Origin of the sequence: Janthinobacterium sp. JC611, from assembly GCF_018682595.1 — a bacterium.
Classification (GTDB): Bacteria; Pseudomonadota; Gammaproteobacteria; order Burkholderiales; family Burkholderiaceae_D; genus Janthinobacterium.
This window is the reverse complement of the sequence record NZ_JAFLJN010000001.1, coordinates 71,031-88,440: the sequence shown is the minus strand read 5'-3', so window position 1 is coordinate 88,440 and position 17,410 is coordinate 71,031. Positions and strand designations below refer to the sequence as shown.

At 65.3% G+C, this 17,410-nt stretch carries 16 protein-coding genes; 13 read left to right on the top strand and 3 right to left on the bottom strand.

The features are described 5' to 3' along the window. The first annotated feature begins 48 nt into the window (after positions 1-48). The 13 genes from paaK (at position 49) to J0O65_RS00290 (ending at position 15,237) form a co-directional block, all read left to right on the top strand. Positions 49-1,377, top strand: coding sequence for a phenylacetate--CoA ligase PaaK (gene paaK / locus J0O65_RS00350; protein WP_215403022.1), 1,329 nt, complete (start codon positions 49-51; stop codon positions 1,375-1,377). Positions 1,378-1,399: 22 nt separating this feature from the next. Further along, the gene (gene pcaF / locus J0O65_RS00345; RefSeq protein ID WP_215403020.1) at positions 1,400-2,605 is read left to right on the top strand and encodes a 3-oxoadipyl-CoA thiolase; all 1,206 of its coding nucleotides are present in this window, start codon (positions 1,400-1,402) and stop codon (positions 2,603-2,605) included. A 115-nt stretch (positions 2,606-2,720) separates the two neighbouring features. Continuing rightward, entirely contained in the window at positions 2,721-3,872 is a 1,152-nt protein-coding gene (locus tag J0O65_RS00340) for an ABC transporter substrate-binding protein (RefSeq protein ID WP_215403018.1), read from the top strand. Positions 3,873-3,944: 72 nt separating this feature from the next. Continuing rightward, a complete protein-coding gene (locus J0O65_RS00335) occupies positions 3,945-4,823 on the top strand; it encodes a branched-chain amino acid ABC transporter permease (RefSeq protein ID WP_034780386.1) in 879 nt (292 codons plus the stop codon). Next, complete coding sequence (locus tag J0O65_RS00330; RefSeq protein WP_215403017.1) at positions 4,820-5,812, top strand: branched-chain amino acid ABC transporter permease; 993 nt, start codon at positions 4,820-4,822, stop codon at positions 5,810-5,812. Before J0O65_RS00335 ends, J0O65_RS00330 begins: the two co-directional genes overlap by 4 nt. Position 5,813: 1 nt before the next feature. Beyond that, entirely contained in the window at positions 5,814-6,569 is a 756-nt protein-coding gene (locus J0O65_RS00325) for an ABC transporter ATP-binding protein (protein ID WP_215403015.1), read from the top strand. After that, positions 6,566-7,297, top strand: coding sequence for an ABC transporter ATP-binding protein (locus J0O65_RS00320; protein WP_152250863.1), 732 nt, complete (start codon positions 6,566-6,568; stop codon positions 7,295-7,297). The genes J0O65_RS00325 and J0O65_RS00320 overlap by 4 nt, the downstream gene beginning before the upstream one ends. 9 nt (positions 7,298-7,306) lie before the next feature. Beyond that, the gene (gene paaY / locus J0O65_RS00315; RefSeq protein WP_215403013.1) at positions 7,307-7,921 is read left to right on the top strand and encodes a phenylacetic acid degradation protein PaaY; all 615 of its coding nucleotides are present in this window, start codon (positions 7,307-7,309) and stop codon (positions 7,919-7,921) included. Positions 7,922-7,953: 32 nt separating this feature from the next. Then, positions 7,954-10,005, top strand: coding sequence for a phenylacetic acid degradation bifunctional protein PaaZ (paaZ, locus tag J0O65_RS00310; protein ID WP_215403011.1), 2,052 nt, complete (start codon positions 7,954-7,956; stop codon positions 10,003-10,005). Positions 10,006-10,083: 78 nt separating this feature from the next. Further along, entirely contained in the window at positions 10,084-11,559 is a 1,476-nt protein-coding gene (gene iaaH, locus J0O65_RS00305; RefSeq protein WP_215403009.1) for an indoleacetamide hydrolase, read from the top strand. A gap of 357 nt (positions 11,560-11,916) precedes the next feature. Then, entirely contained in the window at positions 11,917-13,179 is a 1,263-nt protein-coding gene (locus tag J0O65_RS00300; RefSeq protein WP_215403007.1) for a hypothetical protein, read from the top strand. Between the two features lie 10 nt (positions 13,180-13,189). After that, positions 13,190-13,597: a type 2 periplasmic-binding domain-containing protein gene (locus J0O65_RS00295; protein ID WP_215403005.1), complete on the top strand. Its 408-nt coding sequence runs from the start codon at positions 13,190-13,192 to the stop codon at positions 13,595-13,597. Positions 13,598-13,656: 59 nt separating this feature from the next. Further along, the gene (locus tag J0O65_RS00290) at positions 13,657-15,237 is read left to right on the top strand and encodes a methyl-accepting chemotaxis protein (protein WP_215403003.1); all 1,581 of its coding nucleotides are present in this window, start codon (positions 13,657-13,659) and stop codon (positions 15,235-15,237) included. Here the strand turns inward: J0O65_RS00290 and J0O65_RS00285 are convergent. From J0O65_RS00285 to J0O65_RS00275, 3 genes are read right to left on the bottom strand one after another with little or no spacing between them, the layout of a single operon-like run. After that, complete coding sequence (locus J0O65_RS00285) at positions 15,234-16,457, bottom strand: M24 family metallopeptidase (RefSeq protein ID WP_215403001.1); 1,224 nt, start codon at positions 16,455-16,457, stop codon at positions 15,234-15,236. The genes J0O65_RS00290 and J0O65_RS00285 overlap by 4 nt on opposite strands. A 45-nt stretch (positions 16,458-16,502) precedes the next feature. Next, the gene (locus J0O65_RS00280) at positions 16,503-17,039 is read right to left on the bottom strand and encodes a type II secretion system protein (RefSeq protein WP_251373202.1); all 537 of its coding nucleotides are present in this window, start codon (positions 17,037-17,039) and stop codon (positions 16,503-16,505) included. After that, positions 17,026-17,409 carry a type IV pilin protein gene (locus tag J0O65_RS00275; RefSeq protein WP_215402999.1) on the bottom strand — a complete coding sequence of 128 codons (384 nt, stop codon included), beginning with the start codon at positions 17,407-17,409 and terminating at the stop codon, positions 17,026-17,028. The genes J0O65_RS00280 and J0O65_RS00275 overlap by 14 nt, the downstream gene beginning before the upstream one ends. Between the last annotated feature and the right edge of the window lies 1 nt (position 17,410).

The window sequence follows — 17,410 nt, the reverse complement described above, 5'->3', positions numbered from 1 at the left end:
ACTGCCGTTGCAGCTTTAAATAGTTAAAGAACCGATTAGGAGACAGAGATGGTCCAACGAATTCCCGCCCCGAATGACCTCGAGCCGATCGAGCGCGCCAGCAAGGATGAACTGCAGGCGCTGCAGCTCGAACGCATGCAATGGACGCTCAAGCACGCGTATGACAACGTGCCCCATTACCGCGCCGCTTTTGACGCCGCAGGCGTGCATCCGGACGACCTCAAATCCTTGTCCGACCTGGCGAAATTCCCGTTCACCGATAAAAAGGTCTTGCGCGACAATTACCCGTTCGGCCTGTTCGCCGTGCCGCGCGAGCAAGTGGTGCGCATCCACGCCTCGAGCGGCACCACGGGCAAGGCCACGGTGGTCGGCTATACGCAGAACGACATCGATACCTGGGCCAACGTGGTGGCGCGCTCGATCCGCGCCGGCGGCGGCCGCGCGGGCGACATGGTGCATATCTCCTACGGCTATGGCCTGTTCACGGGCGGCCTGGGCGCGCATTACGGCGCCGAACGTCTGGGCTGCACGGTCATCCCGATGTCCGGCGGGCAGACGGAAAAGCAGGTGCAATTGATCCAGGATTTCAAGCCGTCCATCATCATGGTCACGCCGTCGTACATGCTCAACATCATCGAGGAATTCACGCGCCAGGGTCTGGATCCGGCCGAATCGTCGCTGAAAGTGGGCATCTTCGGCGCCGAGCCGTGGACGGACGCCATGCGCTCGGAAATCGAGGCGCGCGCCGGCATCGACGCCGTGGACATCTACGGCTTGTCCGAAGTGATGGGGCCTGGCGTGGCGTCCGAATGCATCGAAAGCAAGGATGGTCCCGTCATCTGGGAAGACCATTTTTACCCGGAGATCATCGACCCGGAAACGGGCGAAGTGCTGCCGGACGGCGCGGAGGGCGAGCTGGTGTTTACCTCGCTGTCGAAGGAAGCGCTGCCCATCATCCGCTACCGCACGCGCGACCTGACCCGTTTGCTGCCGCCGACCTCGCGCTCGATGCGCCGCATCGGCAAGATCACGGGCCGTTCGGACGACATGCTGATCATCCGCGGTGTGAACGTCTTCCCCACGCAGATCGAAGAGCTGATCCTCAAAATGCCGAAGCTGGCGCCGCAATACCAGCTGGTGGTCACGCGCGACGGCCACCTCGACAAGCTCGAAGTGATCGCCGAGCTGCGCATCGACCTGACCGCCACCATCTCGGCCAGCGAGACGGACGCCCTGGCGCGCGAGCTGGAGCACCGCATCAAGACGCACGTGGGCGTGAGCACGCGCGTGCGCCTGGTGGCCGCTGCCGGCATCGAACGCACGCTGACGGGCAAGGCCCGCCGCGTGGTCGACCAGCGCCCGAAGATTTTCTCCTGATAGCCCGAACAAGGAAGCCAACATGAACGAAGCCTTTATCTGTGACGCCGTGCGCACGCCTTTCGGCCGCTATGGCGGCGCGCTGTCCAGCGTGCGCGCCGACGACCTGGGTGCGCTGCCGATCGCCGCGCTGATCACCCGCAACCCGTCCGTCGACTGGTCCGCCATCGACGACGTGTTCTACGGCTGCGCCAACCAGGCGGGCGAAGACAACCGCAACGTGGGCCGCATGGCCGCGCTGCTGGCCGGCTTGCCGGCGGCGGTGCCGGGCAACACCATCAACCGCCTGTGCGGCTCCAGCCTGGACGCCGTGGGTCTCGCCGCCCGCTCCATCAAGGCGGGCGAGGCGGAACTGATCATCGCCGGCGGCGTGGAAAGCATGACGCGCGCGCCTTTCGTGATGGGCAAGGCCGACAGCGCTTTTTCGCGCGCGGCGAAAATCGAGGACACGACCCTGGGCTGGCGCTTCGTGAACGGCAAGATGAAAACCCAGTACGGCATCGACACCATGCCGGAAACGGCGGAAAACGTGGCCGTGGAATTTGGCATCAGCCGCGCCGACCAGGATGCTCTGGCCTTGCGCAGCCAGCAGCGCTGGGCGGCAGCCCACGCGGCCGGCGTGTTCGAGCGTGAAATCGTGCCCGTCGCCGTGCCGCAAAAGAAGGGCGATCCGAAAATGGTGACGACGGATGAACATCCGCGCCCGGACACCTCGATCGAGATGCTGGCGAAACTGAAAGGCGTGGTCAAGGCTGACGGCACGGTCACGGCCGGCAATGCCTCGGGCTTGAACGACGGCGCCTGCGCCATCCTGCTGGCGTCCGCCGCCGCCGTCGACAAATACAAGTTGACGCCGCGCGCAAAAGTGCTGGGCATGGCCACGGCCGGCCTGGCGCCGCGCATCATGGGCTTTGGCCCGTCGCCGGCGTCGCGCAAGGTGCTGGCGCAAACAGGATTGACCATCGAGCAGATGGACGTGATCGAACTCAATGAAGCGTTCGCCGCGCAGGCCCTGGCCGTGACGCGCGACCTGGGCCTGGCGGACGATGCGGCCCACGTGAATCCGAATGGCGGGGCGATCGCCATCGGCCACCCGCTGGGCGCCTCGGGCGCGCGCCTGGTGATGGCCGCATTGAACCAGCTGGAACGCACGGGCGGGCGCTATGCGCTGTGCACCATGTGCATCGGCGTGGGGCAGGGTATTGCCGTAGTAATTGAACGCGTATGAACGCGTATGAACGCGTAAAAACAAAGTAAAAACAAAGTAAAAACAAAAAAGGCGCAGGCTGGTAAAAAAGCGCCGACCATATATTGACCGTAGTGCCAACCTGGTGGAGACCACAATGATTGCCAATATCTTCAAGAAAACCCTGATCGCCGGCGTGCTGGCCATGTCCGCCGCGGGCGCGTATGCGGCCGACAACATCAAGATCGGTTCCGTGCTGTCCGTCACGGGACCGGCCGCCTTCCTGGGCGACCCGGAACTGAAAACCCTGCAGCTGTATATCGAAAAGATCAACGCGGCCGGCGGCGTCCTGGGGCGCAAGCTGGAACTGGTGCACTATGATGACGGCAGCGATGCGGCCAAGGCCAACGGTTTTACCAAGCGCCTGATCGAGTCGGACAAGGTCGACGTGCTGATCGGCGGCACCACCACCGGCGCGACGATGGCGATGGCGCCGCTGGTGGAGCGCGCCAGCATGCCGTTCATCTCGCTGGCGGGCGCCGTGGTCATCATCGATCCGGTCAAGAAATGGGTCTTCAAGACGCCGCACACGGACCGCATGGCGGCCGAGAAGGTGTTCGAGGACATGAAGAAGCGCGGCATCAGCAAGGTGGGCCTGCTGTCGGAAACGAGCGGCTTCGGCGCCTCGGGCCGCAAGGAGTCGCAGATCGTCGCGTCCAAATATGGCATCACGCTGGTGGCCGATGAAACCTACGGTCCGAAAGACACGGACATCACGGCGCAGCTCACGCGCATCAAGAACACCGCTGGCGTGCAAGCCGTCTTCGTCTTCGGCCTGGGCCAGGGCCCGGCCGTCGTCACCAAGAACTACGGCCAGCTGGGCATGGCCGCGCTGCCGCTGTACCAGTCGCACGGCGTGGCGTCGGACGAATACCTGAAATTGTCGGGCAAGGCCGCCGAAGGCGTGCGCCTGCCGACGCCGGCCCTGCTGATCGGCGCCATGCTGCCCGACAGCGACGCGCAGAAGGCCGTCGTCGTCGGCTACGACAAGACGTATAAAGACCGCTACAAGATCGATCCGTCGACCTTTGGTGGCTATGCGCTCGACGCCCTGAACCTGTCGGTCGACGCCATCAAGCGCGCCGGCGGCACGGACCGCGAAAAAGTGCGCACGGCGCTGGAAACGACCAAGGGTTTTGTCGGTACCACCGGTGTCTTCAACATGTCGGCGAAAGACCACATGGGCCTGGACCTGTCGGCTTTCCGCATGGTCGAAGTGAAGAACGGCGAATGGCAATTGTCGAAGTGATGTAAGCCAGAGTACCTGCGCGAGGCCGCCCTCGAAGGCGGCCCGCGCATAGCCGAACATAATGGAGACACCATGGAAGTCGCTCAATTTCTACAATTTCTGTATTCCGGGATGACGGTCGGTTCCGCCTACGCGCTGGCGGCGCTGGGCTTTACCATCATCTACAACACCAGCGGCGTGATCAACTTCGCCCAGGGCGAATTCATCATGCTGGGCGGGATGCTGGCTGCCGTGATGTCGGCCGCCGGCGTGCCGCTGCCGCTCGCCATCATCCTGGCCGTCATCGCCACCGGCATCGTCGGCCTGCTGATGGAAAAAACCGTGATCGAGCCGGCGCAGAACGCGCAGGTCATCACCCTGTTGATCATCACGATCGGCGCCTCGCTGGTGCTGCGCGGCCTCGTGCAAATCTGGCTGGGCAAGGATACGCACTCGCTGCCGGCCTTTTCCGGCGATGCGCCGATCGAATTTCTGGGCGCCAGCCTGCTGCCGCAAAGCCTGTGGGTGTTGGGCGTGACGGTCGTCATCGTGCTGGTGCTGGGCTGGTTCTTCGGCCGTACCCTGATGGGCAAGGCCATGCTGGCCACTTCGCACAACAAGCTGGCCGCGCAACTGGTGGGCATCAATACGCGCAAGGTGCTGCTGTTCTCGTTCGGCCTGTCGGCGCTCCTGGGCGCGGCGGGCGGCATCCTTGTCGCACCGATCACGTATACCTCGTATGACGCGGGCATCATGCTGGGCCTGAAAGGCTTTGTCGCCGCCGTGTTGGGTGGCCTCGGTGGCGGCGCGGGCGCGATTGCCGGTGGCCTGATCCTGGGCATCGCCGAAGCCATGACGGCCGGCTACATCTCCTCGGCCTACAAGGACGCCGTGCCTTTCGTGCTGATTTTATTGATCCTGTTCTTCCTGCCGCAAGGCTTGTTTGGCGCTAAAAATTCGGAGCGTGTATGACCAACTTTCTTACACGCTCGCGCCACGGCGGCTTGCTGGTGCTGGCTCTGGTGCTGGCCATCCTGCCGCTGTTTCTCAGCAATGCGTTCTACTATGACGTGGCGATCCGCATCGCCCTGAACGCCATCGTCGTCATCGGCCTGAACCTGCTGATGGGCTATACGGGCCAGATCAGCCTGGGCCATGCGGGTTTCTATGGCCTGGGCGCGTATGCGTCGGCCGTGCTGACCACGCACTACGGCTGGCCGCCGCTGGCCGCGCTGGCGGCGGGCGCCGTCGCCACGGGGCTGCTGGCGCTGCTGCTGGCGCGTCCCGTCCTGAAGCTCAAGGGGCATACCCTGGCCATGGCGACCCTGGGCCTGGGCATCATCATTTCCATCGTCATCAACAACGAGACGCAGTGGACGGGCGGCCCGGACGGCATCGGCGTGTCCGCCTTCAGTGTCGCCGGCCTGGAAATCGCCGGTGAAAAATCGTGGTACCTGGTGTGCGCCGTGCTGCTGTTGCTGGTCACGTGGCTGGCCCTAAACCTGATCGATTCGCCCGTCGGGCGCGCGCTGCAGGCCATCCACGGCTCGGAAGTGGCGGCCCGCGTGGTCGGCGTCGACACGACCCGCTTCAAGGTGCGCGTGTTCGTGCTGTCGGCGGTGATCGCCAGCATCGCGGGCAGCATCAGCGCCCACTACATCGGCTTCATCACGCCCAACCTGGCCGGCTTCTTCCACTCGATCGAGCTGGTGACGATGGTGGTGGTGGGCGGCATGGCGTCGATCTTCGGTTCCATCATCGGCGCGGCCCTGCTGACGGTCCTGCCGCAGCTGCTGTCCAGTTTTGAAGGCTGGGAAACGGTGGTGTTCGGCGTGATCCTGATGGCCACCATGATCTTCATGCCGAAAGGCCTGGTACCGAGCCTGGCCAGCCGTTCGCGCAAGCGGGCAGGGGGGCCAACCGCGCCCAAGGCGCCCGTCAAATCCGCGCAGGAGGTGTGACATGCTGACGATTAAGAATCTGAGCAAGAGCTTCGGCGGCGTGCACGCGGTGCAGGATGTGAGCTTTACCGTCAAGGAAGGCAATATCCATTCCGTGATCGGGCCGAACGGCGCCGGCAAGACGACGCTGTTCAACCTGATCACGGGCGTGTACACGCCGAGCAAGGGCGAGATTTTGCTCAATGGCGAGAACGTGGCCGCCATGCCGCCCGATGCGCTGGCGCGGCGCGGCATGAGCCGCACCTTCCAGAATCTGCAGGTGTGCATGAACATGACGGCCATCGACAACGTGATGGTAGGCGCGCATTTGCGCCTGAACCAGAACCTGTTCGCCTCCATGCTGCGCCTGCCGTCCGTGCGCCGCGCGGATGCGGCTTGCCGCGACGAGGCGGCCAGCCTGATGGAATTCGTCGGCGTCGGTCGCCATGTGGACGACGAGGCGGGGCAGATGTCGTATGGCGCCTTGAAGCGCCTGGAGATCGCGCGCGCGCTGGCGGCCAAGCCGAAAGTGCTGTTGCTCGATGAACCGGCGGCTGGCCTGAACCACACGGAGACGGGCGAGATCGAAGCCTTGATCCGCAAGGTGGCGCAATCGGGCGTGACGGTGGTGCTGGTCGAGCATGACATGAAACTGGTGATGAATCTGTCGGACCATATCCTGGTGCTCGACTATGGCAAGAAGCTGGCCGAAGGGACCGCCGCCGAAGTGCGCGCGAACCCCGACGTGGTGGCGGCATATCTGGGAGTGGCTGCATGACGATGGAAAAACCTCAATCACCGCTGGTGCTCGATATCAAAGGGTTGACCAGCCATTACGGCCGCATCCAGGCCTTGCACGGCATCGACCTGCAGGTGCGCCAGGGCCAGCTGGTGGCGCTGGTGGGCGCGAATGGCGCCGGCAAGACGACCTTGTTGCGGGCGATTTCCGGCGTGCAGCCGATCAGCGCCGGCAGCATCGTCTTCGCCGGCCAGGACGTCAGCCGCATGAGCGCCGACAGGCGCGTGCGCGCCGGCATCTGCCAGGTGCCGGAAGGGCGGCAAGTGTTCGGCCCCATGACGGTGGAAGACAATCTGCGCCTGGGTGCCTTCACGCGCCCGGCGCAGGACGTGGCGGGCGACATGGAGCGCATGTACGGCCTGTTCCCGATCCTGAAGGAAAAGCGCCTGCTGCTGGCCGGGACCTTATCGGGCGGACAGCAGCAGATGCTGGCCATGGCGCGCGCGCTGATGGGCCGCCCGCAACTGCTGCTGCTCGACGAACCGAGCATGGGCCTGGCGCCGCTCCTGATCGCGGAAATCTTCCGCATCGTGGCCGAATTGCGCGACCAGGGCATCACCATCTTCCTCGTCGAGCAGAACGCGCACGCCGCCCTGTCGATCGCCGACGTGGGCTACGTGATCGAGACGGGCGCCATCACATTGTCCGGTCCCGGCCCTGAATTGCTGCATAACGAGCAGGTACAAAGCGCCTATCTGGGCATGTAAGGAGTCTGTATGGTCAAGGTATATGAAATCAACGGCGTCATCCCCGTCGTCCACCCCAGCGCCTATGTGCACCCGTCGGCCGTGCTGATCGGCGACGTGATCGTCGGCCCGCGCTGCTACATCGGTCCGCTGGCCTCGATCCGCGGCGACTTCGGCCGATTGATCCTGGAAGAGGGGGCCAATCTGCAGGACACCTGCGTCATGCACGGTTTTCCCGGCTGCGACACGGTGGTCGAAGTCGACGGCCATATCGGCCATGGCGCCGTGCTGCATGGCTGCCGCATCGGCCGCAACGCGCTCGTCGGCATGAACGCGGTGGTGATGGATAACGCCATCATCGGCGAGGAATCCATCGTCGCGGCCATGAGTTTCGTCAAGGCGGGCATGCTCGTCGCGCCGCGCAGCATGGTGGTGGGCACGCCCGCGAAGGTACTGCGCTCATTGACCGACGATGAAATCAAATGGAAAAGCTCGGGCACGGGCCAGTACCACGAACTGGCCGTGCGCTCGATGCAGACGATGCGCGAAGTGGAAGCCCTGACGCAAGTCGAGGCGAACCGCCAGCGCCTCAATTTCGAATCCGCCTTGCCGCTGCATTTGCACAAGAACGCAGCCGCGCAGTAAGCACGCAGTAAACCAACATAGGAGTAAACCACATGGCTCACATATCCACCTTGCAAAGCCTGATCGCCGGCCGCTGGCTGGGCGAAAGCGCCGCCGTGCCGTTGCACAGTGCCCTGAACAACCGTGTCATCTATCACACGCACGCGGAGAAGATCGACTTCGACGAAGCCGTCACGTATGCGCGCAAGACGGGCGTGCCGGGCCTGATGGCGCTCGACTTCCAGCAGCGCGCCGCGCGCCTGAAGGCGCTGGCCCTGTACCTGGTCGAGCGCAAGGAAGAACTGTATGCGATCTCGCACCTGTCGGGCGCCACGCGCGCCGACAGCTGGGTTGACATCGAAGGCGGCACGGGCACCCTGTTCGCCTACGCCAGCATGGGCAGCAACGAGCTGCCGTCGTCGAACGTGCTGCACGAAGGCCCGGCCATCGCGCTGGGCAAGAAGGGCGGTTTCGCCGGCACGCACATCCTGGTGCCGCGCGGCGGCCTGGCCGTGCACATCAACGCCTTCAACTTCCCCATCTGGGGCTTGCTGGAAAAATTCGCGCCCAGCTTCCTGGCGGCCATGCCCTGCATCGCCAAGCCGGCCACGGCGACGAGTTATTTGACGCAGGCCGTCGTGCGCATGATGCATGAATCGGGCTTGCTGCCGGCCGGCAGTCTGCAGCTGGTGATCGGCTCCACGGGCGACTTGCTGGACCGCCTGAACGGCCAGGACTTCGTCACCTTTACGGGATCGGCCGCGACTGCCGCCAAGCTGCGCACGAATCCGAACCTGATCGCCCAGTCCGTGCCCTTCAACGGCGAAGCCGATTCGCTCAACTGCGCCATCCTGGCGCCGGACGTCACGCCAGACGACGTGGAATTCGATCTGTTCGTCAAGGAAGTCGTGCGCGAAATGACGGGCAAGTCGGGCCAGAAGTGCACGGCCATTCGCCGCATCATCGTGCCCGAACACCTGATGGACGCCGTCGGCACGCGCCTGCGCGAACGCCTGGCCAAGGTGGTGGTGGGCGACCCGTCCATCGAAGGCGTGCGCATGGGCGCGCTGGCCTCGAAAGAGCAGCAGAACGACGTGGCCGAACGAGTCGCCACCCTGTCGCAGGGCAACGAGGTGGTGTTCGGCGCGGCCGATGGCTTCAATCCCCTGGGCGATGGGGCCACGGACGGCAGCTTCTTCTCGCCGACCTTGCTGCTGTGCCGCGACGCTTTCGGCAACGACGCCGTGCATGACGTGGAAGCGTTCGGCCCCGTCAGCACCATGATGGGCTACCACGATATCGATGAAGCGCTGGCCCTGGCCGCGCGCGGCAAGGGTAGCCTGGTGAGCACCCTGGTGACGCGCGATCCGAAGATCGCCGCGCGCGTGGTGCCGCAAGTGGCGGCCACGCATGGCCGCGTGCACGTGCTCGAGCGCGTGGCCTCCGTCGATTCGACCGGTCATGGTTCGCCCTTGCCGCAATTGAAGCACGGCGGCCCTGGCCGCGCGGGCGGCGGCGAGGAACTGGGCGGCGTGCGCGCCGTGCGCCACTACCTGCAACGGGCGGCCGTGCAAGGTTCGCCGACCATGCTGGCGGCCATCACGGGCGAATACGTGCGTGGCGCGGACGTCAATGAAAGCCCGATCCACCCGTTCCGCAAGCACTTCGAAGACTTGAAGACGGGCGACTCGTTGCTCACGCACCGCCGCACCGTCAGCGAAGCGGACATCGTCGCCTTCGGCGGCATCTCGGGCGACTTCTTCTACATGCACTTCGACGAAATCGCGGCCAGGGAATCGCAGTTCGGCAAGCGCATCGCCCATGGCTACTTCGTGCTGTCGGCCGCCGCCGGCCTGTTCGTCTCGCCTGGCGTCGGCCCCGTGCTGGCCAACTACGGCCTGGATAATTTGCGCTTCGTCGCCCCCGTCGCCATCGGCGACACCATCCGCGCGCGCCTGACCTGCAAGCGCAAGGTCGACCGCAACCGCAAGGACGTCTTTGGCGTGGGCCAGGGCGTGGTCGCATGGGACGTGCAGGTGACCAACCAGAACGAGGAACTGGTGGCCAGCTACGACATCCTGACCCTCGTTTCCAAGCGCGAGTAAGGCAACCTGGAAGGACGGATATGACCGGCGCCGCCTGCGATGTTTGCGTGGGCGGCGCCTTTTTTTTGGAGAGATGCAATGCGCAAGGAAGAGAACCAAGCCTCCATCGCCGTGCAGGCGCAACTGGCCCTGAGCGCCAGCGATGCCGTGGCGGCCATCGCCAACGGCAGCCTGGGTGCGGCCGATTACATGACCACCCTGCTGGCGCAGGCGCGCGCGCAGGCCGGCTTGAACAGCCTGATCGCGCTCAATGCGGATGCCGCGCTGGCCGCCGCCGCGCGTGTCGATGCGGCGCGCTCGGCGGGCCAGCCCTTGCCGCCGCTGGCGGGCTTGCCCATCGTTGTGAAGGACAATATCGATACGCGCGGCATGCCGACGACGGCCGGCACGCCGGCCTTGCGCGATTGGTATCCAGCCGCGAATGCACCCGGTGTGCAGCGGCTGCTGGACGCGGGCGCCATTGTGCTGGGCAAGGCCAACATGCATGAGCTGGCGTTTGGCGCCACTAGCACGAATTTTTCCAGCTTCGCGGGGCATGTCAAGAATCCGTATGACGGCGCGCGCATTCCGGGTGGTTCTTCCGGCGGCACGGCGGCAGCCATCGCCGCGCGCATCGCGCCGGCCGGCCTGGGCACGGATACGGGCGGCTCCGCGCGCGTGCCGGCCGCCCTGTGCGGTATCGCGGGTTTGCGTCCGTCGGTCGGCGATGGCGGCGCCGAGCGCCGCTACGATTCCGGCGGCACGGTCCCCATCAGCCACACGCGCGATACGCTGGGGCCGATGGCGCGCACGGTGGCCGACCTGGCCCTGCTCGACAGCGTGCTGTCCGGCCGGATGTCGCCATCGCCGGAACCGCTGGCGGGCTTGCGTTTCGGCGTGCCCGCCGCTTTCTGGCAGCCGCTGGATGCCGATGTGGCGGCCGTGATGGCGCAGGCCCGCGAGACCCTGGCGCAGGCGGGCGTCGTGCTGGTCGATATCGGCATGCAAGACGTGATGGAAGTGAACGGCAAGGTATCGTTCCCGCTGGCGTTGCACGAGCCGCGCCAGGCGATTCCCGCCTACCTGGCCGCCAGCGGCGCGCCGCTCACGCTGGACGATATCGCCGCGCAGGTGGCCAGCCCCGACGTGCGGCATGCGTTTGGCGCCATCACCGCCGATGCGTTTGGCGCCGCGTATCCCGACGCCTTGCAGGTGCAGCGGCCCCGCCTGCAGGCGCTGTACCGCGACTATTTCGCGCGGCACCGGCTGGATGCGATCTTTTTCCCCACCACGCCCGTGTGCGCCGTGCCCATCGACGGCGTGCATGGCTCGTCGACGATCGCGGTGGCCGGCGGCGCGGCCGGCGACGCGTTCACCACCCTGATCCGCAATACGGACCCGGCCAGCAACGCGGGCATTCCCGGCTTGTCGCTGCCGGCGGGGATCACGGCTGCCGGTTTGCCGGTGGGGATGGAGATCGACGGGCCGCTGGGCAGCGACAGCCGGCTGCTGGCCATCGGCCTGTCGCTCGAGGGGTTGTTCGGCGCCTTGCCGGCGCCGTCGGCGCGCACTTGACGCGATAAGGATCGCACTGGCGCGCCAGGCAGGGCGCCAGCGCTTCCTGCCCGCTGAATTCTCCACAAATGCATGAAAAATATCGCTCAAGTGTGGTTTTGCGCGGCGTGCTATTTAGATAAACCCCTCTAGAATGCGTGCTTTTTCCTTCAAAATCGGCGAAATCGCGCCTTACCTCAAGAAAACTTTCCAAAGTAAAACCTTTTCTCTGTAGCATGGTTTTACTCACTGGTCACGCCGCCAGGCGCGCTCCACGCCGCGCTGGCGGCGCGAAAAAAACGGACCCGGTCTTTTACGGCCGGTGAGCCAACGACCTCGAGCCCACTCCACGTTCACCGCTACGGGTATTTAATTACTATGAATAAACACGTCCTGATTTTCCTTCTGGCCATGCCCCTGGCCATCAGCCACGCTTATGCCGAAGAGGTCGATGGCCCTGCGGTCAAGATCAGCGGTTACGGCACGGCCGCCCTGACCATGGCCGATACCGACAACGCGCAGTTCGCGCGTCCGAACCAGGCCGCCGGCGCCGGCCGCACCGCACGCACGGGTGTCGATTCCAACCTGGGACTGCAAGCCAATGTCACCGTCAACCCATGGCTGTCGGCCACCGTGCAGGGACTGGCGCGCAAGGATGGCGAGGATGATTTCGGCGCGGAGCTGGCCTGGGCCTTCGCCAAGGCCAAGGTGTCGGACAGCTTCAGCGTGCGCATCGGCCGCATGGGCCTGCCCGTTTTCATGATTTCCGATTACCGCAACGTGGGCTATGCCAACACCATGCTGCGCCCGCCCGGCGAGATGTACTCGCAGGTGCCCCTGAACAGCATCGACGGCATCGACGGCGCTTACCAGTTCAGCGCGGGCGACACCAGCATCACCGCGCAACTGGCGCTGGGCCGCACCAAGGCCGCCCTGGCCACGGGTCCCGCTTCGACCGTGCATGTGGAAGGCAAGTCCATCGTCGCCCTCAACGTGGTGGCCGAACATGGTCCCGTCACCGTGCGCTTCGGCCGTGCCGAGACCAGGCTGACGATCGACGATTCGCCCAGCCTGAATACCTTGATGGGCAGCTTGCGCGCGGCCGGCAGCGGCTACCGGATCGCCCAGCTGGGCGCCCTGGCCGATGCGCTGGAAGTCAGGGACAAGAAAGCGTCGTTCACGTCCGTGGGCCTGGCCCTGGACTGGAACAAGGTGCTGCTGCAGTCCGAATATGCGAAGCGCAAGACGGACAGCTATGTCAGCGACAGTACCTCGTGGTACGTGATGGGCGGCTACCGCGTCGGCGCCTTCCTGCCCTACTACAGCCATGCCAGCCTGAAGGCCGATGGCCGCGTGAACAACACCGTGCCGGCTGCCTGCCCTGCCGGCTATCCGGCGGCCTGCACGCCGACCCTGCGCGCGCTGTCGGCCGGCGTCGACACCCTGGCCAGCATGCGCAACCAGCTGGAACAATCGACGGACAGCATCGGCGTGCGCTGGGACTTCCACCGTTCGGCCGCGCTGAAACTGCAGATCGACCGCATCAAGCCGAAGAATGGCCCGGGCCTGTTCGTGCAAGCCAAGCCAGGCTTCCATGGTCCCGTCACGGTGGCCGCCGCCGCCATCGATTTCGTTTTCTGAGGAGCGCCGCATGAAACCATTGATCTTGAATGTGGCTGCCTTGCTGGCGCTGTCGAGCGCCGTTCCCGCCATGGCCGAAGTGGTCGTGGTGGTCAGTCCGAAGAGCGCCGCCGGCGCCATGACGAACGAACAGGTGGCGCAATTCTTCCTCGGAAAATCGACGGCCATGACGCCGATCGACCAGCCGGAAAGCGCTCCCGTGCGTGCCGAGTTCTACAAGAAGGTGACGGACAAGGAGCCGTCGCAGGCCAAGGCCCTGTGGTCCAAGCTGGTCTTCACGGGCAAGGCGACCTTGCCGAAGGAAGTGGCCAATAGCGCCGACGTGAAGAAGGCCGTGGCGGCCGATCCGAAAGCCATCGGCTACATCGAAAAGAGTGCCGTCGACGGCACCGTCAAAGTGGTGCTGACGGCGCCATAAAGCCGGCTCGGGCCGCGTGCCATGCTGCGGCCCGATACACATACCATCAGGAGACAGCAATGAGCATCAAACGCAAGATATGGGCGCTGCCCGTCGTCTCGGCCGTGATTTTCGCACTCGGCCTGGCCGTCAGCGCCTATCTGTCGACGGCCGCGCTCAATTCCATCCACGCCACGGAAGGCGCCGACTATCCCGCGCTCGACATGGCCAAATCGCTGACCCTGGACGTGGCCGGCGTCGGCGACGCCTTGCGCGATGCCGTCAGCGAAGGCGACAAGGAGCGTATCGGCCAGGTCGATGGCCAGGCCGCCAAGCTGCGCGAAAAACTGGCCGCCTTCGCGGCCATTCCCGGCCAGCGCGGGCAGGGCGCGCGCCTGGCCAGGGAATTCGACGCCTACTATGCGCCGGCCCTGAGCGCGGCGCGCATCATGCTGGAAATGGAAGAGGGCGACCCGCAAGCGACCGTGGCGCGCATGCAGGGCGCGCTGGCGGTGCTCAACACGGACCTGGCAAAGACGAATGAGCAGGCGCAGACGCAATTCAGGCAGGGCATCGAACGCAGCGCGGCCAATGTGCGCAATGCGCTCAATACCAGCATCGCCGTGGCGCTGGTCATCATCGTCTGCCTGGTGGCCGTGTCGCACTTCGTCGTGCGCGCCATCTGGCAGCAACTGGGCGGCGAACCCGAATATGCGCGCCAGATCGCGCGCGCCGTGGCCGATGGCGACCTCTCCATGCAGATCGCCACCGAGGCGGGCGACCAGGCCAGCCTGCTGGCGGCGCTGAAGGACATGCGTGGCAGGCTGGCCAGCATGGTGGCCGGCATCAAGGCTTCTGCCGAGACCATCCAGGTGGCCAGCGCGGAAATCGCCCAGGGCAATGCGGACCTGGCCGCGCGCACGGAATCGCAGGCGGGCAGCCTGGACCTGACGGCGCGCAGCATGGATAGCCTGACCTCCACCGTGCGCGACAACGCCGCCAATGCGGGCCAGGCGCACGAGCTGGTGCTGTCGGCATCGTCGGTTGCCGTGAAGGGCGGGCAAGTGGTCAGCCGGGTGGTCACCACCATGGGCGAGATCAACGATTCGTCCAGACGCATCGTCGACATCATCGGCGTCATCGACGGCATCGCCTTCCAGACGAACATCCTGGCCTTGAATGCGGCCGTGGAAGCGGCGCGCGCGGGAGAACAGGGGCGCGGCTTTGCCGTGGTGGCCGCCGAAGTGCGCAACCTGGCGCAGCGCAGCGCGGCAGCGGCGCGCGAAATCAAGCAATTGATCGGCGATTCGGTGGCCAGGGTCAACGTGGGGTCGAAGCTGGTCGACGAGGCGGGGCTGACCATGGGCCAGATCGTCGATTCCGTGAAAAAGGTGGCCGATATCATGGCCGAGATCAGCGCCGCCAGCCAGGCGCAAAGCGCCGGCATCGGCGACATCGGCGTGGCCATCGGCAGCATGGATCAAATGACGCAGCAAAACTCGGCGCTGGTGGAAGAAGCGTCGGCGGCGGCCGAATCGCTGCAGGAACAGGCGGTGCAGCTGGGCACGGCGCTGGCCGTATTCAAGCTGGCGCAGGGCAGTCCGGCGCCTGTTGCCGCCGTGCCGGCGGCACGGCGGCTGGCGTTGGCGAAAGCGGCTTAGGCCTGCAGCCCGAACGGATCGTCGATGCTGTGCGCCGGCTGTGTAAACCAGCGCGGACCGTCTTGCGTCATGTAGAAATGGTCTTCGTGGCGGATGCCGAATTCGCCGGGGATGCAGATCATCGGCTCGTTCGAGAAGCACATGCCCACGTCCAGCGGCGTCGTGTCGTTGCCCACCAGGTAAGGCCATTCGTGGATATCGAGGCCGATGCCGTGGCCCGTGCGGTGCGGCAGGCCGGGCAGCTTGTAGCCGGGGCCGTAGCCGTCCGCTTCCAGGGATACGCGCGCGGCGCGGTCCACGTCGCCGCAGGGCACGCCCAGCCGCGCGGCGGCGAAGGCGGCTGCCTGCGCGGCCTTTTCGCTGTTCCACACGCTGCGCTGGCGTTCGCTGATGGCGCCAAACACATAGGTGCGCGTGATGTCGGAGATATAGTTCATCACCTGGCAACCCGTGTCGATCAGCACCATGTCGCCCGCCTTCAGGGTTTGCACGTAATTGACGCCATGCGGGTAGGCCGTCGCTTCGCCGAACAGCACGATGCAAAAATACGAGCGGGGCGCGCCCACCTTGCGGTGCGCGCGCTGGATGAATTCCTCCACTTCCACCGTCGTGATGCCTTCATACAGCATACTGGCCGTGGCCACATGCACGGCCAGGGTCATGTCCATCACGCGCTGCATCAGGGCGATTTCCGCCTTTGATTTTCTGCTGCGGCAGTACGCGGTGACGGCGCGCGCATTTTCCAGCGCGTAGCCGGCGGCCAGCGGCCGGATGCCGTCGTAGATGAAGAAGGAGGCGCTTTCGCAGATGCCCACGCGCGGCGGCTGATGCGCGTCCTGCGCCACGCCCATGCGCGCCAGCACGTCGACGAACAGCTGGTACGGGCTCTCATGCTCTTCCCAGCAATTGACGCGGCCTTCGACGAGCATGAAGCCTTGCAGGGTGCTTTCCTCGAAAGCGGGCGCGATGTATTCGATGTCGCCGCTGGCCGGCAGGATGGCGCCCACCATGCGTTCGCTGGCATACCATTTGGTGCCCGTGAAATAGGTGAGGTTGGCGCCCGCGTTCAGGTAGATGGCGGCGATGCCTTGCTCGCGCATGAACGCCTGCGCCTTGGCGATGCGTTGCGCATGTTCGTCCTTGCCGATGGCGGCCATGCCGCCCGTCATGTCCGACAGCGATGCCAATGCCTGTTCGATGGAAGTGCCACCTATGCTCATGCCTGCTCCTTTGCTCGATGCTGAATATGGAATGCCGGCATGATATCAGTTCGCGCCTTTCGGCTTGAGCCCGGGCGCGCCGCCGGCGGCATCGGGCGGGGCCAGCACCAGGTCGTGCGGGTAGGTGAAGTGCCAGTCCGCGTAGCGCTGCTTGCGGCGCAGGCTGGCGTCTTCGTCGAGAAAATTATCCTGCTTGATGGGGAGCTGCGGCGACAGCGAGTGGATGCCGACGATGCGTCCTTCCTGCCGCAGCAGGCCCCACTGCGCCTTGCCCGTGACGGGGTCCGCATACAGGCGGCGCAAGTGCCGCCGGGCGTTGGCAAAGCGCGGGTCGCGCAGCAGTTCCTGCAAGGTCAGGGGATAGCGGGGCCGCCCGTCGCCCGGCGTGCTGTCGTAGTAGCGGCCCAGGGCATTGCGGAATTCATGGCCGATGAACAGCAGCTCGCGCTCTTTTTCGCGCCGCGCGGCCGTGGCAAGCAGCTCGCTGGCCAGCACCAGGCCCACGCCCATGAAGGCCACCAGCATCAGGGTCCAGATATACGCGAAACCCCGCGCGCGGCGTTGAAAATCAGAGCTGCTCAAACGGGATGCCCTCGCGCGTCTTGCCCTTGGCGCCGCTGCGCACGTCGGCCACGCCGCTAATTTCGCCATTGGGCGAAGGGATCAGCTGCCAGGTGGCGGACGACTCCGTGACGGGATCCAGCGGCACGCTGCGGAAGTAGTGGTGGGTGACCAGGTCGGCCAGCGCGGCCGGATACTCCCCCTTGTCGGCATAGTATTTATCCAGGCCGCTCCTGAGCACCTGCAGGTTTTCCTTCAGGGCGACTTCCTTCGACTTTTCCACGGAACCGAAATAGCGGGGAATGGCGATCGTCAGCAGTAGCGAGATGATGGCCAGCACCACCAGCAGTTCGACCAGGGTAAAGCCGCGCCGCGGGCCAGTTCTCTGCATG